Genomic DNA, 21,203 nt, shown 5'->3' on the forward strand with positions numbered 1-21,203 from the left:
TCTCAGGCTGGTACACAAAGCCCTTCCGTGGCCGGTAGCGCAATGCGCATAACGTCTTGTGCGATCATTAACTCTTCGTTGGTGTTGATGACGGCGACTTTCACCAGGGCGTTCTCCGTCTGGATAAATGTCGCATTACGCTGATTTTTCTCTTCATCAACGGCTAAGCCTAAAAATTGCAAATTATGGCAAACCGCCGATCTGGCGCGCGCTGAGTTCTCGCCAATGCCCCCAGTGAATACCAGCGCATCCAGTCCTCCCATTTGCATAATATAGCTGCCAATGGTGGCGCGAATGCGTTCGGCAAACAGAGTGAGAGCGAGTTTAGCCTGCCGGTTACCGGTATTGGCTGCCTGTTCGACATCGCGGTAATCAGACGACACGCCAGAAACGCCCAGCAAGCCTGACTCATTATTTAATAACTTATTCAACTGTTGCGGCGTTTTGCTTTCGCGCTGGGCTATCCACGGCAGAATAGAGGGATCAATATCTCCGCTACGGGTGCCCATCATCACGCCTGACTGCGGCGTAAAGCCCATCGACGTATTGACCGAACGCCCGTTCTTGATGGCGCAGATGCTGCTACCGTTTCCAAGATGACAACAAATCACCCGTAATGCGCTGAGTGGTACGCCCAGCTTTTCCGCCAGAACGCCGCTGACATACTTATGGCTGGTGCCATGAAAGCCATAACGGCGAATCCCCAGTTCCGCGTAATAATGCCAGGGAAGCGGGTAAATATAGGCGGGTTCATCCAGCGTCTGGTGAAATGCCGTATCAAACACGGCTACGGAAGGGGCATCAGGCAACAGTTGACGAAAAACGTGAATACCCAACGCGTTTACCGGGTTGTGAAGCGGGGCCAGTTCAGCAAGACGTTCGATTTGCGCTAACGTTTCATCCGTGACCAGCGTCGAGTCTTTAAAAAATTCACCGCCGTGCGCCACACGATGGCCCACCCCATCAATGTCCCGCAGACTGTTAATGATTTGATAACCCAGCAGCTTTTCCAGAAGCAGCGTTACCGCATCGCGATGATCGGCAACGGGGACGGTTTCCAGCCATTTTTGGCTGTGCGTCTTAATTGTCACCTGCGCATCCGCCATACCGATACGCTCAATCAGCCCCTGACAGAGCATGTCGCCCTGCGGCATCTCCAGCAGCTGGAATTTTAACGATGAGCTGCCGGCGTTAATGGCCATTATTTTGTAAGACATAAAGGTTCCTTCGAATTCAGAAAATCCAGCACGGCGTCGAGACCCGAATTATTCAACGCGCTGGTAATAAAAATCTGCCGGGCGCCAGCCTGCGTAAGCCATTCCGCAACCAGCGAAATACGCTGCGGCTCGGCGAGATCGGCCTTGGTGACCAGGCCAATCGTCGGGCGGTTCATCGGGGCGGTAAACCCCGGAGAAAAGGGCGACCACTGGGCGTCGGCGTTCAGCACCAGGGCGATAACGTCGGCCTCGCAGGCGCTGGTTAGCAGGGCGCTATACAGGCAGCGGTTCTCCAGGTACTCGCCCGGCGTGTCGATGGCCATCGGCGACCATTCAATCGCTTGGGTTTTCTTATAATGGAGCGCTTCGCCGCGCAGGCTTTGGGTCAGCGAGGTTTTCCCGCACTGGCTGGGGCCGATAAACATCAAACGCTTCATGACGTTACGTCCGGGTGATCGAGCAGGTGGTGAACTGCATCATTTCGCCCAGCGTGCGCGTTACCTGCTTGAGGGCATATTCCACAGCAGAAACGTCGCCGGTCAGCACCACCGCGCCGGTAAAGCGGTCAAGAAACCCAATCTCCACCGCGCCGGATTTGGTGGCGATATCGCAGGCGATAATCGACGCTTCGCTCGGCGTGATGGTAAGGATGCCAATGGCGGACACTGCATCCGGCAGGCCCAGCTTCTTAAAGAGATCTTTCCCTGGATTAGCAATCAGGTGCGCGAGAGTGACCTGTTTCCCCGGCACGTATTCCTGAATCATGCGATCCGTTGTCGGTTGTCTTTCCATTATCCCTCCACCATCTGTCGCCACATGGCTTCATGCGGGCGCGGGATCACCGAGCGGTAAACCAGCAACCCTTTCTCGCCCGCGCTTTCGCTGGCAACCGTCACGGCGTTATTGACGTCAGAAACGTCGCCCGCCACCACCATGTAGCATTTACCGCCGATGCCGAAGGCCATATGCACCCGCACCAGGGTGACGTTTGAGCCTTTCACCGCCCGGTCTGCGGCGCTAATGCAGGCCGCCACGCTCCAGGTTTCGACGATACCTACCGCCTGGCGCTTATCGACGCTGTTCAGGCCGCTGATGGCCGGAAGTACGCTGGGATGAATATTTGCCAGCACCAGACTGTCGACGAGCATTTCGCCGGCCTGCGATGTACCGGTTTCAATGGCCTGCTGGATAGCGCCGATATCGCCGCCCAGCATCAGTAAAAACTTCCCTGGGCAGATGGTCTTGCTGACCAGTAGATCGACGTTGGCGCTTTTCAGCATGGCATCACCAAGCTCCATGCCTTTGGCGATGCTGGTGAGTTCTAAAATTCCTATAGCCTGAGACATGGTTAACCTCTTACAACCGTGATGGCCTGTTCGCTGATGGCCGATACAACGCCGTCGATGCTGGCGTGAATGGGTGCGCCGAGCGCGCCAGGCGGGACATCGGCAACGCATTGCCCGCGCGTCACGCGTTCTCCCACCGCAACGTTCGCTACCGCGCTGGCACCAATATGCTGGCGCAGCTGCAAAGTGATTTTTTCTACTGACGGCTCTTCTTCAACCAGCGGCGCTTCCTGGTACCAGGGGCTTAGTCCCAGTTTGGCGATCAGCCGCTTCACCGGCACCAGGCGATATTTCGCCATTTCGTCGGCCGGGTTCAGCGGCCCTACGTAGCGCTGGTTTTGCGCCCGCAGCTCGCGTTTTAACATGCGGTTGATGCGCATCGGCGAGATCCCCACCGGGCAGGCCACGCTTTCGCAAACGTTGCATTCCGAGCAGGTAAGGGCGCTCAGCAGCAGCTGCGGCGTGGCGGCCTGGTGAAAGTTCACTGCCCGCACCAGCAGGTGCGGAGAGAGTTCGTGGCCGATCAGGTGTCGCGGACAGAGATCGGTACACAGTCGGCACTGTTCGCAGACGGTACGCGCGACGGAAAGCACCGTGCGCTCGTCCTGCATCCTGCGCTGGATAAGCGGATGGCTTTTTGGGAGCACCAGCAGGCCGCCGGTAGTTTTCGTCACCGGGTTATCAAGAGAGGTAATCAGGCCACCCATCATCGGGCCGCCGTTAATAAAACCAGGGTCGTCGACCGTTGCGCCGCCCGCCAGCGCCAGCACTTCATGCAGCGACATGCCGATAGGAACGGTAACGGTCAACGGTCTGGCGACCGCGCCGTTCACGGTCAACGTGCGACGAGTGACCGGAAACTGCTGTTCGACCGCCCGGGCAATATTGAGTACCGTTTGCACGTTATTGACGACCACGCCGACGCTGGCCGGTAGCGCAGCCGGGGCGACCCGGCGGCCGGTTGCCATCCAGATAGTCAGCACCTCATCGCCCGCAGGATAAACATCCGGCAGGATATGCAGGCGGATACCGGCTGGCAGCTGCGGGGTGAGCGCGTCGATGGCCCGGCGGTATTTTTCTTTCAGGGCTATCACCCCTTCGCGCGCGCCGGTTGCCGTCATCGCGTACTGCACGCCGCGGACAAGACGCGCGGCCTGCTGCCACATCAGTTGCTGGTCAACTTTGAGCATCGGTTCACACTCGGCGGCGTTCACCAGAAAAATCTCTACCTGCGCCTGTAGTTTGACGTGAGCGGGAAAACCTGCGCCGCCCGCGCCGACAACGCCCGCTGCGCGGACGCGCTCGCGAATTTCATCAGCGCTATGAGACATTTCAACGACGTTGACGGCGGTACTCATAGCAGTTCCTCCAGCAGTTCCCGAATGGCTTCGGCATTGGCCGGGCGCGGGTTAGTGCGCAGCGTAACGTCAGCCAGCGCAGCCTGCACCATCGCCGGAATGCGTGCGGAAAAGTCGGATCTTCCTTCTTTAAGCGCAACGGCCAGTGAGGGAAGGGCGCAGCGTTGCTTAAGCAGTTCGATTTGCTGAATCAGCGCATTGATTGCCGCAACGTCATTGGCTTCTGCCGGGCAAAAACCGCAGGCTTTGGCCAGCCGCGCATAGCGTTTGGCGGCGCGCGGGTCACCCGCGTTAAAGCGGATCACCGTCGTGAGCAGCAGCGCATTGGCCAGCCCGTGCGGCAGATGAAACTGTCCGCCAAGCTGGTGGGCTATCGCGTGGTTAAGCCCCAGTCCCGCCTGGCTGAATGCCATCCCCGCCAGCGTTGAAGCGTTGTGCATTTTCCCGCGCGTCGCCACGCAGTCGCCTTTTTCCACCGCCGTGGGCAGATACTGGAACACCAGTTTGGCGGCCTTTTCCGCCAGCGCGTCGGTAAAGTCGCTGGCGTGCGGTGAAACCCACGCTTCCAGGGCGTGGGTCAGCACGTCCATGCCGGTGTTGGCGGTAATCTGCGGCGGTACGCTGACCACCAGCTCCGGGTCGAGGATCGCCATATCCGGATACAGCGCATTGTTGAACAGCGGATACTTGATGCCTTTATCCGGGTCGCTAATTACGCAGGCGCTGGTGACTTCCGAACCGGTGCCGCTGGTGGTCGGGATCGCCACGCAGGTTTCGATGTTGATGCCGCTTTGCTGGCTAAACCAGACAATCGCTTTCGCCGCGTCCATTGCCGAGCCGCCGCCAAAACCGATCACCACCTGCGGCTGCAGGGCCTGCATTTGCGCAATGCCCTGCACCACAGTATGGATGGTGGGGTCCGGCGTTATCTCGCTAAAGACGCTGATGCGGTTATCTGCGGGCAGCGCGTTACGCAGGGTATCCAGCAGCGGAGAGCGCGCCAGAAAGCCATCGCAGATTATCCAGATGTGCTTATTGGTAAAGCGCTTGAGCACCGCCAGGCTGCCCTGACCGCTGTACAACCGCGTTTGTAGTGAGAAGGTATTCATCGCGACCTCGGTTAGCGAATAGAAAAGCCGTTGGTCAGTACGCAGCGCCGGGAGCGGGCAAAAGTACGCGCTGACGTGGTCCCTTCGCCGGTTGGCGTGGCGATAGTGAAGGTGGTAAAGCCTTCGCCGCCGACGCCGATCCCGGCATAAGAGGGGCCGTTTTTGACGAATATCGAGGTTTGCAGGGTGCGGGCCGCGAGGTTCAGGCGCGACACGTTCTGCGAGTGCATAATGGCGGTGTGATGCAGCCCCTCTTCAACCTTCAGGGCCAGCGCCAGCGCGCTATCGAAATCGCTGACTTTTACCACCGGCAGCATCGGCATCAACTGTTCGCTGGTGACCCACAGATCGTCAGCGTTAACCAGCGCAATCAGCAGACGCGGCGCTTTTGCAGGGACAGCGATCCCGGCGGCTTCCAGCATGGCCGATGGGCTCTTGCCGACCAGTTTTTTATTCGCCTGGCCTTCTGGCAGGCAGGCGGCGCGGAGTTTGTCGGTATCGGCAGGGCTTAGCAGCAGCGCACCGAAGGTTTGCATTTGCTGCACCAGACGCTCGGCGACGCTCTCCACTACGATCAGGCTCTTCTCGGCAATGCAGGGCAGGTTGTAATCGAATGACGCGCCGTTAATGATATCTTCCGCCGCTTTCACCAGGTCTGCCGTTTCATCGACGATGCAGGGCGGGTTACCCGCGCCAGCGCCAATCACCTTCTTACCGCTCTTCATGCCCATTGCCACAATGCCCGGGCCGCCGGTAATGGCCAGTACCGCGATTCGCGGGTGGGCCATCATCTGCTGGGTCGCTTCGAAGGTGGGTTCAGCCACGGTCACCACCAGATTGCGGATGCCGCAGCAGCGGAAGGCAATCTCTTCAATCAGGCTAATCAGCTTCAGAGAGACCTTTTTCGCTCCCGGATGCGGGCTAAAGTAGACGCTGTTGCCCGCCGCCAACATGCTGATGCTGTTGTTGATGATGGTTTCCGTCGGGTTGGTGCTCGGCGCGACCGAACCGATAACGCCAAACGGCGAGTATTCAAACAGCACCATGCCGCCGTCACCGGTCAGCGCGGTGGTGGTGAGATCTTCTACGCCCGGCGTGTTGTCCAGCGCAGCCTTGTTTTTGAGGAGTTTATCTTCTTTGTTGCCCATCCCTGTTTCATTGGCACTCTCTTCCGCCAGGGTCGCCAGCAGCGGCGTCAGCTCCTGACGCATCGCGCTGATAATGGCGCTGCGGGTTTTTAGCGGGCACTGCTGATAACGTAAGAACGCCTGGTGCGCGGCATCGATGGCCTCGCTCACGGACTGGAAAATCCCTTTGCCCTGAGGCTGGGCCGGCGTTTGCGCCGGCGTGGTTAATTGCTCGCTAAGAATGGTGCGAATCAGGGTTTCGAGTTCAGAAGTATTCATTGATGAGTTCCCACGTTAATAGCCGCAATGGCGGTCTGTGCTATGTCCATGTCCTGCTCAACGCTGCCGCCGCTGATGCCAAGACCCCCAATTAATATGCCGTCGCGCCACAGGGCGTAACCGCCGCCAAAGGTGACCACTTTTCCCTGTAAATGACTTTCCAGGCCATAAAGCGCCGCGCCTGGCTGAACAACATCGCTCAGCTCGTGGGTCGCCGTTTTCATGGCAACAGCGGTCCAGGCCTTTTTCGGCGCCAGCTCGCTGCTGACCAGAAGGGCGTCCGGCATCCGCCAGGTCACAGTTTCCGTGCCGTGCGCGTCAACGATGCTGACGACTACCGGAACCTGCAGTTGCTGCGCGCGTTCAACGGCGGCGCGGGTGAGCTGGTGCAGATCGTGGAATGAGAGGGCCACGGGCGTTGTCTCCTTGCTGCGGGTCGGCTGGCTGGCAGCCAGATAGCGCTTGCTAACTTCACGGATGATGTTGGCCTGGTGCGCATCGCTATCTTCCGCGCGGGCCAGGGCGTACAGGCAGTCCGATAAGCGGTTGATGTAGCGCATCAGCACCTGGCGTACGTTGACTTCAGTTGCCAGTTCAACCAGACGGCGTTCGGCGCGGCGCGCCAGCGTGCGGGCAAAATGTAAGCGGCTCGCGGCTTCGCAGCGTCCGGGTAAAATAAAGCTGTGCAGCGGTTCGACGCGGGCCATTGCCCGATCGATAGCGGCTTCCAGAGCCGAAATCTCTTCGCTGCTGATGTAGCGCTGTTTGGGCGACGGCTGCTCGCTGTCGCTGGCCAGCTCTGCGCTAAACCAAAAAAGTTGCTGCTGGATGGCCTCGAGTAAGGTGCGGTGATTTTCATCCGCAGCGGCGCAGGCGCACAGGCTCAGCGCGGCGTTCAGCTCATCCAGCGTGCCGTAGGCTTCAACCCGCGGGTGGGTTTTGCTCACCCGCTGGCCGGTAAACAGTGATGTGGTGCCAGCGTCACCTGTTCGGGTATAAATCGCCATAACCGCCCCTTAACGCGAAAGCGTATCTACAATGCCGACAACGGCGAGGTCGATGGCCTCATTTGGCCCGGAAAAAACGTGCCTGGCGCTGGAGCCGCCGCTGAGCAAAACCAGTTCGCCGACGCCCGCGCCGACGGAGTCCACGGCCACTTCATCGCCGGAGGTAGGCGAGGCGGGGAGTTCGCCATCGGCGCTGACCCGACGCACCAGCAGCAGCTTTTTCCCAATCAAAGAAGGTGATTTTTGCGTGGAGACAACCGCGCCCGTGACTCGTGCCAGATGCATGATTTACTCCTGCTTAATTAATTGAATATTCCGCGCATTGGCCGCGTCACGCGCCATGGCGGTCACGATGCATTTGCGGTGGACAACCACACGCCCCCGGCTTAGCAGCGCGACATCGCGATAGCTCAGCACCGAACCCGCATGCAGAACCAGCGGCAGTCCGTGCTCGTCGGTGAATACCAGCGGCAGACGAGCCAGTTTTTTTACCGGGATAACCGGCAGCAGCTGGCTGTGCAGGCTGAGCTGTACGCGGATGCCAAACGCCAGCGCGTCGTGAATTTTCCGGGCGGCGGCATCGTCGGTTTCCGCATCCGCAAGCTGACCCAGCAGCGGCAGGTCGACGAGCAGGATGCGCAGCGACGCGTGCTGACAGAACAGCGCTGGGCAGTCGGCATCGCGAAGTTGCGTAACGCTCAGCGTCGCCGTGCTCTGGGCACGGCGCTGCAGTCGAGAGACAATCTCCTCGACAATGCGCTGCAGAGTTTCGCCGTTCATCGCGGGCCTACCAGCCGGGCAAAGGCCTGCGGGTTATCGGCACCAGCGGCGTTGGCTTCATCGGTATCAATGTGCATTTCGAGGCGCATGTCCGGTGAAACGCGAATCGCCACGTTGTTGAAAATCAGCCCGCGATCGTCGCCTTCAATCGCCACTGAAACCCTATCGCCGTGGGAAACCCGCAGGATCAGCGCATCAAGCGGCGACATATGAATATGCCGCTGCGCGACGATAACCCCGGAAGGTAGCTCCAGTTCGCCAAAGGGGCTGACCAGGCGGATGCCCGGCGTCCCCTTCAGGTTGCCGGACATTCTCAGCGGCGCGGCAATCCCCAGCGCTCTCGCATCGGTACGCGAAATTTCCACCTGGCTTACCGAGCGCAGCGGACCGAGCAGGCGCACATTTTTGAGCTGTCCTTTCGGCCCTACCAGGGTGACGGTTTGTTCCGCAGCATATTGTCCCGGCTGCAGCAGCGCTTTTTTTTCGCTGATGGGATGGCCAGGAAATAGCTGCTCATAATCCTGCGCGGACAGGTGGATATGACGGTTTGAGACGCCCAGCGGAATAGGCCGCTGGCGCATCTCGTCGAGAACTTTACGGACCGTTGATTGCAGAAGCTCTTTATCCATTACGCTTCACCTCGCTTGCCAGAATGAATGCAAAGCGTACGAGGTTCGCCCTTCTGGCGCGGACATTTTGGATCCAGACACAGATTGCAACTGACCAGTTCTGATTCCTGCGGGGCCTCTTCGGCTGGCGCTTCAGAAACGACATCAGCTATCTCTGACGCTTCAGGCTCAGGTTCAATGACGGAGGGGGAGGGTGTCTCTGCGAGCAGGATCCCTTCTCCGGGCCTGGCGATAACCTTGTGGGCCACCAGACCATTCCGCTGTTCGGCAAATTGCGCACCGGTGGTGATGGCCGCCTGCACGGAGGCCACATCACCGGTAATTTTAATCACCATCCAGCCTGAACCATTGGTCTTTTCGAGGGCGAGCAGCGTGATAGAAGCGGATTTCGCCATGATATCGGCGCAGCTGATAGCCAGTGCCAGACCACAAACTTCAAGTAATCCCAGTGATTGCTTCACGCGGTGCTCCTTATTCGCCATCGATTAGGCTGATTTCGGTAAAATGGCCTCAACATCGCTGTGCGGACGCGGGATAACGTGGCAGGATTTCACTTCACCCACGACGCTTGCCGCTGCGCTGCCGGCATCTACGGCTGCTTTAACCGCGCCGACATCGCCGCGAACCATGACGGTAACCAGGCCAGAACCAATTTTTTCGTAGCCCACCAGCTGTACGTTGGCGGATTTAACCATTGCATCGGCGGCTTCAATGGCGCCGACCAGCCCTTTTGTTTCAACCAGTCCCAGTGCGTTATTCATACTGCCGTTCTCCTGTGATTAAACATGGAGATCCCGAAAAGGGATCCCTTTGACCAGTCGTGCCGCGTTATTACCGGTGTTGCGTTGGGCCTGACTGTCCTGATGATGCATCAGCGTAAAAAGCGGCGCCGATGCGGGTAAATTCTTGTAATGTACGACCAGCGAGTGTCGATCGCAGGCAATGCCGACCAGCAGCGGCGAGCTGCGCGCCGCCTGCCAGGCGCTGTCAACGACATCTCCAGCCGGGTGATGCTGAAGCAGGAAAGGGATGCCTTCCTCTTCGATACCCAGCAGCACTTCGTGCCAGAGGCTGGCGCAGTCGTTGATAACGGTAATGACGATAGCCGGGGCGCTGTGATTACTGTCCATATGCAAATTCCTTGTGCCAGGAGAGAATCAGGCCGGTGGCCACCGCGTTTCTTGGGCCTTCGCTGCCGCGAATATTTCCCCGCCCTGCGACCAGGCGGTAGTGCGCCAGCGCATCGGTGACCAGCTGCGGAACTTCGAAATCCAGCGACGAGCCGCCGACCAGCACCACGAACGGAATATCGCGAATGTTGCCGGTTGGACTGACCTGACGCAGCGCGCGCAGGGCGTTGGTGACAAAGACGCGTTCTTTAGCGCTGCGGCGAATGGCGCGCACTTTTTCCAGCGCTAAGTCGCCGGGAAGCGGCACCAGTTCGTCCGGTTTCACCACGCAGACGCGGGCGAACACGGCGGGAGGCAGCGGCGTCGGGAAGAACTGGACGCTGCCGTCCTCGTGGCGTAAGTGGAACAGGCTTTCGACCTTAGCCAGCGGGTATTTTTTGATCTCTTCCGCCAGATAGCGGTCTTCCAGCCCCAGTTCGCGGGCAATAATCATCGTGACCATATCGCCTGCCCCGGCGAGATGGGTGGCGATGATTTCACCTTTAGGGTTGATGATGGAGGCATCGGTGGAGCCCGCGCCGAGGTCGAGGATCGCCAGCGGTCGGGTGGTACCCGGCGTGGTCAGCGCGCCCAGAATGGCGGCTTCAGCCTCAGCGCCGCCGATCTGCACGTCGATATTAAGCTTCTGCTCAATTTCACGGGCAATCATCGCCATCTGCAGACGGTCTGATTTCACCATCGAGGCGATGCCGACGGCCTGCTCCAGCGAGAACTCCCCGGCCAGACCGCCGGTGACGCTCACCGGAACCGAGGTGTCAACGGCCAGAAGATCCTGAATGAAAACCTCACTGCTCGGCTTATTGGTTAGCTCGGCCATGGTCTGGCGCACGTGCTCCAGCATGCCGCCGATATTGGTCCCGGCCTCGCCGGTGACGTTGTCGAGCTTGCCGCAGCCGTCCACCGCTTTCATGATAGCTTCGGCACCGGCGGCAACATCCACGCGCACGGTACGACCCTGCGCCTGCAGCTCCAGGTTACCGGCGGGTATCGCACGAGCTTTGACGTCGCCGGATGGCGTTTTAACCACCACGGCGGAACGGTTGCCGATCAGCGCGCGCGCCATCGGGACGATGTTTTTCGTCTCATCGGCGTTGAGATTAAACACGGTGGCGATGCCGTAAGGGTTAGAGAGGGTTTCGATAACCTTCCCCGGCACGGCGACTTCAATCGCCGCCAGCATCCCCAGCGGAATGCGGTCGATGTACAGAACTTCGTCAACGATCGGCAGCGATTTTTCCAGCCGGTTGCTGACCAGTACGCCATCGTCGCGCTGCAAAATGACGCCGGTAATCTGGTATCCGGCGCGCATTGAGGCGTTGATAACATTGGCGATATCGGCAAAATCAAAGGCTGACGATACCACCAGAATATAGGACGAGTCCGCCGGGCGGGTTAACAGCTCCTCCGGCGTAATCGTGATACCCACACCAAGGCCTGCTCCGCCCGGCGTTTTTGGGTTATGGCCGATCATTGTCGATTCGGTGATGATGGTTTCGGTAATGGTTTCCATCGCCACATCGCCAATCACCGGCGTGGCTTCGTTAATGCGGATGAGCGAAATATCGCTGACATTGATCCCCGCGCGCTTTGCGACGAGGGCGAGCGCTTCCTGAATGCCGAACACGTTACGCAACGTGCCTTTGATCCCGGTCGTTTCCGCCAGCGCGCTGTGGGTGATTGTCAGCGCGCCAGCCTCATCTTGCCGCGCCAGTGCGACTTCCGTCGATGAGTTGCCGATATCAATGCCAGCTATATATCGCATCACATACCCCTGTAATTAATCGTCGCCTTTGAGTTTTTTACGCTCAACGTACAGCCCTGCCGCTTCACGAACGAAAGCTGCGCAAATCTTTGCCTGATAACGGTTTTCGAGATCGTCGGCGATAGCGAGCAGCTCTTCTTTCGTTGAACGATACGGACGAAGGGCGTTGTAGATTTCAAGAATGCGATCGTCTGGTACCGCGGTCAGTTCGGCGGCGCGTTCGAAGTTCATCGCCAGCCGGTCGCGGCCCGCATCTTTGGCGATAGACGCCTGTAAGCGCAGGGTTTCCGGGGTAATACGCATATCCTGAGCGGTGACTTTATTGCTCAGCACGTTTTCCAGCGTAAAGTCGTCCAGCGTTTTATTGGTGGCGGTTTTCACCCATTCCGGGTGTTTGTTCGCCAGCGGGTAGTCGCTGACCTTTGCGCTGCGGGACGTGCCGCCTGCCGCCGAAGCCGCGGCTGGCGCATCGCCCTGCAGGCTGTTCATGCGGCTCAATACGTCCCGAACCATCGATTCAATTGCGTCGGTATTCATGGAGTTATCCTTTATCAAAGCGCCACGCGCAGTTCCTGCGGGTTTTTGCCCGTCACGACGTACTTGGTCTCTTTAATGTGCAAAATGGCCGACTTTGCCTGGTACTTCGGGCGTGCCATCTGGTCATTCAGCGTAGGGACCGGCTGCGGTGATTCGCGTTTCGCATAACGGGCGGCGTTTTTACCTATCTGACGGTAGGTTTCCAGCGTCAGCAGCGGTGCTTGCGGGAACAGCTCCAGGTTGGAGAGCGGCGGTAGTCCCTGCTGGTGGATAACCGTAGTGCCTTTCGACTGGATGCCGATGGAAATGCCGGAGCCGCTCAGGCGGTTACCTTCAACGGCGACGAACGCCACGTCGGAAGATTTAAAGCAGCGAATCACGCGCGCCCTGATACCTTCTTCTTCAATACCGGCGATGACTTCGCGCAGGATGCTCTTATGCGGTAAGCCGACGATATTAACAGTCTGTGCCAGGCCAAATGCCGGGCCGACGGCGATAATGACTTCGTCCTGCTGAGTGCCCTGGCGCGCTTCGCCCACTTCGGTCAGAAAGCCGTCGCCCGCAGGCGCAGCGGTCTGTGGTGCTGTGGATGCCGCAGGCGCATTAAACGAGACGGGTTTATCGCTGCCCTTCATATCGCGGAGCACGTCTTCAATTATCTGGCGCAGCAATTTTTCATTAATTTCCATTTCTCACCCCTTAATCAATCTCGTTGGGATCAAGAGCGCCAGGGATGTTTTTAATCTCTTCCCAGCGTTCTCCCTGCAGGCGATAACCTGTTGCCGGACCGGCATAGTCATTGACGTCATTAACCGCAGAGAGCACTTGTCCGTCGCCGACGATAATGGCGGAGGTGTGCAAATAGTCGCCGGTTAGCTTGGCTTTCTGGATGTTGAGCATGTCCTGGGCCACGTCGGTAAACCCGCCCTGCGCCAGCGCTTTAACGACTTCCAGACCGTTGCGGTTTTTATTGATGATTTCTTGGGCGAACTTGATGTCTTCGACGATGTTACGCTCCGGCATATCTTTCGAACCGTGGGCATAGGTCGCGGCTTCAACTTCTTCATCGGTAATCGGCGGTAGTCCCATTCCGGCAAACACGGCCTGCAGCGCGCGGGCGGCTTTGTTACGGATGGCGATAACGTCCTCTTCGCGAACCGGGCGCAGACCACCGTCCACTTTCAGGTCACGCTGGATAACGTTGTAGTCGTCAAAGTCTTCCGCATCTTCGTTGGAACCGGCGAACATGTTGTCGTAGTTCGGCACCGCGGAATAACCAGAGGAGATAAAGTCGGTACCCGGCAGGAACTGCATCAGCAGGCGCGCGGTACGACGCATATCGGAGTGGGTGAAGGTCTGGTCGTTACTGGAGGCGCATTCCAGATCCAGTGACGAGCAGATCAGGTTTTCCGCCAGCACGGCACGAATGCCTGATGGCACGGCAGACGGTACGCCGATACAGCTTACGGAGCCATTTTGCAGACCCTGAACGCCAGCCGCTTTGGTGATATAGATGCAGCGCGCTTCCAGATACAGCATGGATTTGCCTTCGGCGTAGCCCATCTGCACTTCGGAGCCAGAACCGGAGGTGAAGCGCATTTTCAGGCCGCGAGAGGCGTAGGAAGAGGCTAAGAAGCCTTTCGACCATGGCGTATCGTCACCGTCGGTGAAGACCGGCTCGGTGCCGTAAACGGAAATGGTTTCGGCGTAGCAGGTGTGGCCCAACATACCGAGCTTCAGCTCGGTAGCTTCTTCCAGGGAGCACTGAGTCAGTACACCCGGACGACCTACCTGAGAACCAACCAGCAGCGCGATGGCGTTGAACGGCGCGTAGCGCGCTACCGCAACCGTGGTTTCTTGTTCGTCAAACCCGCGCCATGCGCCTTCGGCGGCATCGGCGGCAATTTGCACCGGGTTGTCTTTAACGTTGGTGACGTGCGCCTGCTGAGATGGCGTGCGGCGGGCGCGCATTTTCTGCATCGCCATCATCATCTCAACCACGTTCATATGCGAAACCACTTCAACAATTTTCGCTGGGGTCATCGCGGTGGTTAGCGGGACGATTTCGCTGCGCTTGACGTTAGGATCGCAGAGCATGTTAGCCAGCTTGACCGAATCCATCGCCATCACTTCTTCGGCGCGGTTCAGGTTGATGCCGTAGCGAGCAATAAAGTGGTCGATCAGGTCGAATTCGCTAACCGGTTTTCCGTCCAGCTCGGTTACCGCGCCGTTAACGATTTTAATCGACGGTTTCGGGTCGTTCGGGCTTTCCATTGCGATAAAGCCTTCTTCGATCCACTCCTTAACAAAGCCGTCCTGATTCACAGGGCGTTTCGCCAGTGCTTCAAATCTTTTCGATCTCATGAATCAGCCTCGTGGGTATCAGATGTAGGACGGGCGATCGTTTTTCGGTTCAGAACCGAGGGTCGCAAGGACGGTTTTGCCGATTTCGCGGGCGGAGGTCACCGCCTGACGGACCGCGCCGGAGTCGCCGGAAATCACCAGAATGGCTTCGTTACTAAAGCTGGTGCCGTGCGCCGGAGAGCTGTACGCCACGACTTCAACGTTGGCTGACTTCAGGGCGGTATCGGCCATCAGTACGCCGACGGAAGCCGGAGCGCCGACAATGACGCCGCAGGCACGGCCAATCGGCGCGCCGAACGCTTTTTCCAGGGCGTAGCTGGCGCGAGCGGTGTACTGCAGCTCGATATGCCCGGCTTCGTTGCCGTAAACATCGCCGAAGGTGCGGTCCAGCTCTTTCAGCGCGACTTCGATACCGCGCTTGACGTCGGATACATCGTTACCGCCTAAAATAATCAGCGAACCGTGGCCCGCGCCGCCTTTGGTATCGCGCGGCAGCTCAATGCTGACCACTTCGGTGTTGGTGGCTTTCACCGCTTCGTCCGCCGCCATAATGTGCGGGCCTGCGCCGGTGCGGGCGCCGAGAATACCGATGGAACGATAGCGCTTCTCAAGCTTCATCGCGTCCAGCAGGGCGGTATCGACGTTGGCGATAACCAGGCCCAGGGTATCGCCAATGGCGGTCCCGACAAATTCCGTTAAACTGCAGCTTTTTTCTGCCATAGCCGTCTCTCGTATAGGTTGGGGTTGACCAGGGATGGCCTGTTGTTCCGGCGTTGCCACACGGGCAATCACCTGCGCCATGATCTGTTCCACCAGCTCATTGCTGCTCATTGGCTAATTCCCTTCGGTAAGATTTTTTCTACATCGGTGTGAGGGCGTGGGATGACGTGTACGGCTTTCACTTCACCCACGTTGCGTGCGGCTGCGGCACCTGCATCGGTGGCCGCTTTGACCGCGCCAACATCGCCGCGCACGATGACGGTTACCAGCCCGGAGCCAATCTTTTCATAGCCCACTAACATCACATTGGCTGACTTAACCATTGCATCAGCGGCCTCTATGGCTGCGGTTAAGCCTTTGGTTTCTACCATTCCTAGTGCTTCTTGTTGCATAAAGACCTCGCATGGAGTGTTCCGATAGTTGGGACTATAAGAAGATGCGAGGAAAAAGAATGGCTGACTTGCTATTGAGCATCAGAAAATAATGGGAAAGCAATATGACTAAATTGTCTTTTGTTTTTATAACTCATTGATAATTAACATTTAATTTATTATTATCTATATGATTATTTTGTTTTTATTATTTCATTTTTACATTTTTGTTAGTGACGAGAGTATTTTTATTTGATATGGCGAAAGACGCAAAATGTGATGTTTATTCGAAATTGATAAGTTGGCTTGTGCAATATTTTATTATTTCAACAGGCGTATTTTATAGCTCAAATTTCCCGTGTGATGGGCTGATAAAAATATCGGAAAAGCAAAATTTTGCTATCGCAACACGATTTTTCCGGAAGGCAGGCCCGCAGGTTGCCAACAATTTACAGGCGGCACTTTTTATAGTGAGGTTAGCTGTACTCTACCGCCAGCCGAAACTTGCGCTGGCCAGGACACGAACTTTGCTCAGAAGGTGTCACATGAATGATTCTCTAAAGGCGCAATGTGGTGCGGAATTTTTAGGCACCGGACTCTTTTTGTTTTTTGGTATCGGTTGTTTGAGCGCGCTCAAAGTCGCAGGCGCCAGCCTCGGATTATGGGAGATTTGCATTATTTGGGGGCTTGGGATTTCACTGGCCGTTTACCTTACGGCCGGCATCTCCGGCGGACATCTTAACCCTGCGGTGACGATTGCGCTGTGGCTGTTTGCCTGCTTCCCCAAACAGAAAGTATTGCCTTATATTATTGCCCAGTTTGCCGGCGCTTTTGGCGGCGCTCTGCTGGCGTATGTGCTTTATAGTAGCCTTTTTACTGAATTTGAGACTGCGCATCATATGGTGCGCGGTAGCGTCGAAAGTTTGCAATTAGCCAGCATTTTCAGTACCTATCCGGCCGCAGCGCTAAATGTATGGCAGGCTGCGTTGGTGGAAGTGGTCATTACGTCGATTCTGATGGGCATGATCATGGCATTGACGGATGATGGCAATGGCATTCCTAAAGGGCCGCTTGCGCCTTTGCTTATTGGGATATTGGTTGCCGTTATCGGCGCGTCTACTGGACCCCTTACCGGTTTTGCAATGAACCCGGCGCGTGATTTCGGTCCCAAACTGTTCACATGGTTAGCGGGGTGGGGGAACATGGCGATGAGCGGTGGGCGAGAGATCCCTTATTTTATCGTGCCGATTGTCGCGCCTGTTATCGGCGCCTGTGCCGGAGCAGCCATATATCGCTATTTTATTGGTAAGAATTTACCTTGTAACCGCTGTGAACTGTAAGAAAATGCGAACCAGATTCACAGCAATGATGTATCGTAAAAACAGGTGAGATAATTTCGTGATCTGCTTTCACGAACTGATCAAAACGTCTCCCAGCAATGGGAGACTTTTGATATTGTCATTGTACTTTTTATCAGGGCCAGGATAATGCTAATAAAAAGTGAATGTAAATAATGTGTTTTGTTTATAACAATAAATTAACTGAGGGGTTTTATCATGATTTCTGCGAGCGCTCTGAACTCAGAACTCATTAATAAAATCGCACAGGATTTTGCACAAGCCACCGGTCTGGCGGTTGTGGTTGTCAATATTCATGGTGATGAAATATCTGAGCTATTTAATTTCACGCCGTTTTGTCAGTTGATGCGGCAGCATCCCCAGCATAGTACACGTTGTCGTATGAGCGATCGCTGCGGGGGACTGGAGGCATCGAAGTCCGATCAACCCTGTATTTATCGTTGTCATGCCGGTCTAACGGATTTTTCTATTCCGCTGGTAATCGCAGGGCATTTAGTTGGCTTTGTTTTATGCGGGCAGGTTCGTTTAAGTAATGACGTGGAGCTGGTAAACATTCTTAATGTCGACGATCGCTGGCAGGCTGACCCTGAGCTCTTGAATGAATTTCGGAATGTGCCAGAGATGGACTATTCACGCGTTATCGCTTCCGCCGATCTTCTTAAACTGATTGTTGAGAATTGCCTGAAAAAACAGCTCAATTTCGTGGTTATCAAAGACAATCCGCAGCAATCGGAGGCAAATAAAACCACTCGTGGTCCCACTCCGCATGACAGTAAAATGAAAAAAGCGCTTCGCTATATTGATGCGCATTTGTCCGACGATCTTCGTCTTGAGGATGTCGCCTCACATGTCTATCTCAGCCCCTATTACTTCAGTAAACTATTCAAGAAATATCAGGGAATCGGATTTAATGCGTGGGTAAACCGCCAGAGAATGGTTAGCGCCAGAGAATTGCTTTGCCATAGTGACTGGAGTATTGCCAGTATTGCGCGTAATTTAGGCTTTTCGCAAACCAGCTATTTTTGCAAAGTCTTCCGCCAGACCTATCAGGTTACGCCGCAGGCTTATCGCCAGCAGATAAATGAGAATTCTCATCCTCCATCGTTATGAATAGCAATATTTTGCTATTGCCGATTTTTGATAGTCTTTTGTATCTTAATCATTTCAGAAAGAAAATTTATCTGGTGTAACAATAAATTGTCATAGCGCAACAAAATAATAAAATTTAGGGCATAAACTGCACCAGTTTTTATTTTTGTGATGAAGTTCAGTGTCAGGAAAGATAAGTTTTATTACGCTTTGTCGATACGTTTTATCGTCAATATACCGATAAGGATGAGTAGATTAACGTCAGATGAGCAACCGCTCAGGCTATTGCTCACAGAAATGTAAAACGTAGCACATTATTAATTGCCGTTATGGGTGTGCCGTACAGCCATAACGTAAACCAACAGGTTTGCCACATTTGTGGTAGGGAAGGGGGTGAAAATCCCCCGCAGCCCCCGCTGCTGTGATGCTGACGACCCCGTAAAGACCACTGATCGCAAGATTGGGAAGGACGGGCGAGGAGGACGCTAAGCCAGAAGACCTGCCTGTCGGTGATAACCAACAACTTCGGTGGGAAGTGGGTTGCGAAGACGCGTACAGTCGAAAGACTGAACATGCGCGTACCTGTATACCCCTACCACCCTGAACAGGATCAGGGTAATGGCGGCAAGGCATCACGCATTTATTCTTGCAGGCACAGGAAGCGGTTGCGGCAAAACCACGGTGACGCTTGGTTTGTTGAGGCTGCTGCAAAAACGCGCGCTGCGCGTACAGCCGTTTAAAGTTGGGCCAGATTACCTTGATACCGGCTGGCATACCGCTATCTGTGGCGTGGCGTCCCGTAATCTTGACAGTTTCATGCTTCCTCCTCCTGTTCTCAACGCCTTATTTTGCGAACAAATGCGGCAGGCGGATATCGCTGTCATTGAAGGGGTCATGGGGCTGTATGACGGCTATGGCGTCGACCCCAATTACTGCAGCACAGCCGCGATGGCCAAACAGCTTGGTTGCCCGGTCATCCTACTGGTGGACGGCAAGGCTGTTTCAACGTCGCTTGCGGCTACCGTTATGGGATTTCAGCACTTCGACCCGACCCTCAACCTCGCGGGCGTGATTGTGAATCGCGTCACTAGCGACGCCCACTATCAGCTCCTCAAAAATGCCATTGAACATTATTGCTCACTGCCGGTACTGGGGTATGTCCCTCCTTGCGACGGCGTCGCATTACCTGAACGCCACCTGGGGTTGATTACCGCCAGAGAATCCCTCGTCAATCAGCAATCATGGCATGATTTTGCCGCCTCGCTGGAACAAACAGTGGATGTGGATGCGCTACTCTCGCTGAGCGTGTTATCAGCGCTTCCGACGGGAATGTGGCCTGAGCGCCCCGATAACACAGCGGGGGCAGGGCTGACGCTTGCTCTGGCGGATGATGAGGCCTTTAACTTTTATTACCCCGATAACATCGATTTGCTGGAGCGCGCCGGCGTTAACATTGTGCGTTTTAGCCCACTGCATGACCGCGCATTGCCTGATTGTCAGATGATCTGGCTGGGCGGTGGATATCCTGAATTATACGCCGCGGATCTGGCGGCAAATACGGCGATGTTAAAACATTTGCGGGCGGCGCATCAGCGCGGCGTGGCGATTTACGCGGAGTGTGGTGGTCTGATGTATCTGGGGAGCACTCTGGAGGATAGCGGTGGGGAAATTCATCAGATGGCGAATATTATCCCCGGTCACAGCAAAATGGGTAAGCGACTTACCCGCTTTGGTTACTGTGAGGCGCAGGCTATGCAGCCAACGCTATTGGCGGTGCCTGGCGAGATAGTGCGCGGCCATGAATTTCACTACTCAGATTTTATTCCCGAAACACCCGCCGTTATGGCCTGTCGTAAGGTTCGCGATGGTCGCGTGTTACAGGAATGGGCTGGCGGCTGGCAGACAGGCAACACGTTTGCCAGCTATCTGCACGTCCATTTCGCCCAGCGTCCGGAAATGTTGCAGCACTGGCTGGCGGCGGCGAGGCGCGTATTATGACGATTCTTGCCTGGTGTATCGCCTGGGTGCTGGATTTTATCATCGGCGACCCTCAACACTGGCCCCATCCGGTACGCTGGATAGGTCGTTTAATCACGTTTGTGCAGCGTATTGTGCGTCGCTATTGTCCCGGCGATAAAGCGCTGCGGATTGGCGGCGGCGTAATGTGGGTTGTGGTTGTCGGGGCGACCTGGGGCGTGGCATGGGGCGTACTGGCGCTGGCGCAGCGGATTCACCCCTGGTTTGGCTGGAGCGTCGAAGTCTGGATGATCTTTACCACGCTGGCCGGACGCTCTCTGGCCCACGCCGCGCAGGAGGTTGAACGACCGTTACGAAAGAACGACCTTGCGGAAAGCCGAATAAAACTCTCCTGGATCGTCGGGCGCGATACGTCGCAACTTCAGCCAGCGCAGATCAATCGCGCCGTGGTGGAAACGGTTGCAGAAAACACCGTTGACGGCATTATCGCGCCGCTCTTTTTCCTCTTTCTCGGCGGCGCGCCGCTGGCGATGGCCTACAAAGCCGTCAATACCCTGGATTCAATGGTGGGCTACAAACATGAAAAATACCGGGCGATTGGTATGGTCAGCGCCCGTATGGACGACGTAGCGAACTATCTTCCTGCCCGACTGAGCTGGCTGTTGCTGGGCATTGCGGCAGGACTGTGTCGCCTGAGTGGTTGGCGGGCGCTGCGTATTGGCTGGCGTGACCGTTATAACCACAGTAGCCCAAATTGCGCCTGGTCGGAAGCGTGTGTGGCCGGCGCCTTAGGTATCCAGCTCGGTGGCCCAAATAACTACTTTGGCGAGCGTGTGGACAAGCCCTGGATCGGCGACGCGCAGCGCGATATTTCCGTGGACGATATTTCCCGAACGATTCGATTGATGTGGGTCGCTTCAACCCTGGCGCTGGCGCTGTTTATTGCGGCGCGGTGCGGGTTATCTGGCGTGGCCTGAGGACGA

The 21,203-nt window shown here is 56.4% G+C and carries 24 protein-coding genes and 1 riboswitch; of the genes, 4 read left to right on the forward strand and 20 right to left on the reverse strand.

What is annotated here, in order from left to right; all coding sequences use genetic code 11:
• Nucleotides 1-2: 2 nt before the first annotated feature.
• The 20 genes from pduW to pduA are packed head-to-tail and all read right to left on the reverse strand — an operon-like array spanning nt 3 to nt 15,817.
• Nucleotides 3-1,217: a propanediol utilization propionate kinase PduW gene (gene pduW / locus QEN32_RS08535; RefSeq protein WP_265322291.1), complete on the reverse strand. Its 1,215-nt coding sequence runs from the start codon at nt 1,215-1,217 to the stop codon at nt 3-5.
• The gene (gene pduV / locus QEN32_RS08540; RefSeq protein ID WP_000826278.1) at nt 1,202-1,654 is read right to left on the reverse strand and encodes a propanediol utilization protein PduV; all 453 of its coding nucleotides are present in this window, start codon (nt 1,652-1,654) and stop codon (nt 1,202-1,204) included. The genes pduW and pduV overlap by 16 nt, the downstream gene beginning before the upstream one ends.
• 4 nt (nt 1,655-1,658) lie before the next feature.
• Entirely contained in the window at nt 1,659-2,009 is a 351-nt protein-coding gene (gene pduU, locus QEN32_RS08545) for a propanediol utilization microcompartment protein PduU (protein ID WP_000441100.1), read from the reverse strand.
• On the reverse strand, nt 2,009-2,563 hold the full coding sequence (pduT, locus tag QEN32_RS08550) for a propanediol utilization microcompartment protein PduT (RefSeq protein WP_000075772.1): 555 nt from the start codon (nt 2,561-2,563) through the stop codon (nt 2,009-2,011). The genes pduU and pduT overlap by 1 nt, the downstream gene beginning before the upstream one ends.
• Nucleotides 2,564-2,565: 2 nt before the next feature.
• Nucleotides 2,566-3,921: a cobalamin reductase PduS gene (pduS, locus tag QEN32_RS08555; RefSeq protein ID WP_064034873.1), complete on the reverse strand. Its 1,356-nt coding sequence runs from the start codon at nt 3,919-3,921 to the stop codon at nt 2,566-2,568.
• The gene (gene pduQ / locus QEN32_RS08560) at nt 3,918-5,030 is read right to left on the reverse strand and encodes a 1-propanol dehydrogenase PduQ (protein ID WP_001091454.1); all 1,113 of its coding nucleotides are present in this window, start codon (nt 5,028-5,030) and stop codon (nt 3,918-3,920) included. The genes pduS and pduQ overlap by 4 nt, the downstream gene beginning before the upstream one ends.
• Before the next feature lie 11 nt (nt 5,031-5,041).
• Nucleotides 5,042-6,436, reverse strand: coding sequence for a CoA-acylating propionaldehyde dehydrogenase PduP (gene pduP / locus QEN32_RS08565; RefSeq protein ID WP_265322292.1), 1,395 nt, complete (start codon nt 6,434-6,436; stop codon nt 5,042-5,044).
• Nucleotides 6,433-7,443 (reverse strand): two-domain cob(I)yrinic acid a,c-diamide adenosyltransferase PduO, encoded by a 1,011-nt coding sequence (pduO, locus tag QEN32_RS08570; protein WP_001029486.1) that lies wholly within the window; start codon nt 7,441-7,443, stop codon nt 6,433-6,435. The genes pduP and pduO overlap by 4 nt, the downstream gene beginning before the upstream one ends.
• Before the next feature lie 9 nt (nt 7,444-7,452).
• Nucleotides 7,453-7,728, reverse strand: coding sequence for a propanediol utilization microcompartment protein PduN (pduN, locus tag QEN32_RS08575; protein WP_000549825.1), 276 nt, complete (start codon nt 7,726-7,728; stop codon nt 7,453-7,455).
• 3 nt (nt 7,729-7,731) lie between these two features.
• A complete protein-coding gene (gene pduM / locus QEN32_RS08580) occupies nt 7,732-8,223 on the reverse strand; it encodes a propanediol utilization microcompartment protein PduM (protein WP_001012966.1) in 492 nt (163 codons plus the stop codon).
• Nucleotides 8,220-8,852, reverse strand: coding sequence for a phosphate propanoyltransferase (locus QEN32_RS08585; protein WP_080091069.1), 633 nt, complete (start codon nt 8,850-8,852; stop codon nt 8,220-8,222). Before QEN32_RS08585 ends, pduM begins: the two co-directional genes overlap by 4 nt.
• Nucleotides 8,852-9,334 carry a propanediol utilization microcompartment protein PduK gene (gene pduK / locus QEN32_RS08590; RefSeq protein ID WP_001284393.1) on the reverse strand — a complete coding sequence of 161 codons (483 nt, stop codon included), beginning with the start codon at nt 9,332-9,334 and terminating at the stop codon, nt 8,852-8,854. Before pduK ends, QEN32_RS08585 begins: the two co-directional genes overlap by 1 nt.
• Nucleotides 9,335-9,337: 3 nt before the next feature.
• Nucleotides 9,338-9,613: a propanediol utilization microcompartment protein PduJ gene (pduJ, locus tag QEN32_RS08595; RefSeq protein WP_001057755.1), complete on the reverse strand. Its 276-nt coding sequence runs from the start codon at nt 9,611-9,613 to the stop codon at nt 9,338-9,340.
• A gap of 18 nt (nt 9,614-9,631) precedes the next feature.
• Nucleotides 9,632-9,982: a propanediol dehydratase reactivase beta subunit PduH gene (gene pduH, locus QEN32_RS08600; RefSeq protein WP_000377970.1), complete on the reverse strand. Its 351-nt coding sequence runs from the start codon at nt 9,980-9,982 to the stop codon at nt 9,632-9,634.
• Entirely contained in the window at nt 9,972-11,804 is a 1,833-nt protein-coding gene (gene pduG, locus QEN32_RS08605; RefSeq protein WP_265322293.1) for a propanediol dehydratase reactivase alpha subunit PduG, read from the reverse strand. The genes pduH and pduG overlap by 11 nt, the downstream gene beginning before the upstream one ends.
• Nucleotides 11,805-11,819: 15 nt before the next feature.
• Nucleotides 11,820-12,341, reverse strand: a complete 522-nt coding sequence (gene pduE / locus QEN32_RS08610; RefSeq protein ID WP_001090602.1) for a propanediol dehydratase small subunit PduE — start codon at nt 12,339-12,341, stop codon at nt 11,820-11,822.
• A 14-nt stretch (nt 12,342-12,355) separates the two neighbouring features.
• On the reverse strand, nt 12,356-13,030 hold the full coding sequence (gene pduD, locus QEN32_RS08615) for a propanediol dehydratase medium subunit PduD (RefSeq protein WP_000405049.1): 675 nt from the start codon (nt 13,028-13,030) through the stop codon (nt 12,356-12,358).
• A gap of 10 nt (nt 13,031-13,040) precedes the next feature.
• Nucleotides 13,041-14,705 (reverse strand): propanediol dehydratase large subunit PduC, encoded by a 1,665-nt coding sequence (gene pduC, locus QEN32_RS08620; protein WP_001256896.1) that lies wholly within the window; start codon nt 14,703-14,705, stop codon nt 13,041-13,043.
• 18 nt (nt 14,706-14,723) lie between these two features.
• Complete coding sequence (gene pduB / locus QEN32_RS08625; protein ID WP_000097500.1) at nt 14,724-15,536, reverse strand: propanediol utilization microcompartment protein PduB; 813 nt, start codon at nt 15,534-15,536, stop codon at nt 14,724-14,726.
• Nucleotides 15,533-15,817, reverse strand: coding sequence for a propanediol utilization microcompartment protein PduA (gene pduA, locus QEN32_RS08630; RefSeq protein ID WP_001183618.1), 285 nt, complete (start codon nt 15,815-15,817; stop codon nt 15,533-15,535). The genes pduB and pduA overlap by 4 nt, the downstream gene beginning before the upstream one ends.
• Nucleotides 15,818-16,341: 524 nt before the next feature.
• On the opposite strand from pduA, the gene pduF reads away from it, so the two are divergent.
• The 4 genes from pduF (at nt 16,342) to cbiB (ending at nt 21,197) form a co-directional block, all read left to right on the forward strand.
• Nucleotides 16,342-17,136, forward strand: coding sequence for a propanediol diffusion facilitator PduF (gene pduF / locus QEN32_RS08635; protein WP_001000023.1), 795 nt, complete (start codon nt 16,342-16,344; stop codon nt 17,134-17,136).
• A 216-nt stretch (nt 17,137-17,352) separates the two neighbouring features.
• Nucleotides 17,353-18,264 (forward strand): regulatory protein PocR, encoded by a 912-nt coding sequence (gene pocR, locus QEN32_RS08640; protein ID WP_000622326.1) that lies wholly within the window; start codon nt 17,353-17,355, stop codon nt 18,262-18,264.
• Nucleotides 18,265-18,589: 325 nt separating this feature from the next.
• Nucleotides 18,590-18,765: riboswitch (cobalamin riboswitch) on the forward strand.
• 96 nt (nt 18,766-18,861) lie between these two features.
• Nucleotides 18,862-20,241, forward strand: coding sequence for a cobyrinate a,c-diamide synthase (locus QEN32_RS08645; RefSeq protein WP_000741255.1), 1,380 nt, complete (start codon nt 18,862-18,864; stop codon nt 20,239-20,241).
• Entirely contained in the window at nt 20,238-21,197 is a 960-nt protein-coding gene (gene cbiB / locus QEN32_RS08650; RefSeq protein ID WP_000153647.1) for an adenosylcobinamide-phosphate synthase CbiB, read from the forward strand. Before QEN32_RS08645 ends, cbiB begins: the two co-directional genes overlap by 4 nt.
• The last annotated feature ends 6 nt before the right edge of the window (nt 21,198-21,203 follow it).

The organism is Salmonella sp. SA14318, from assembly GCF_029866905.1.
GTDB classification, from domain to species: domain Bacteria; phylum Pseudomonadota; class Gammaproteobacteria; order Enterobacterales; family Enterobacteriaceae; genus Salmonella; species Salmonella enterica.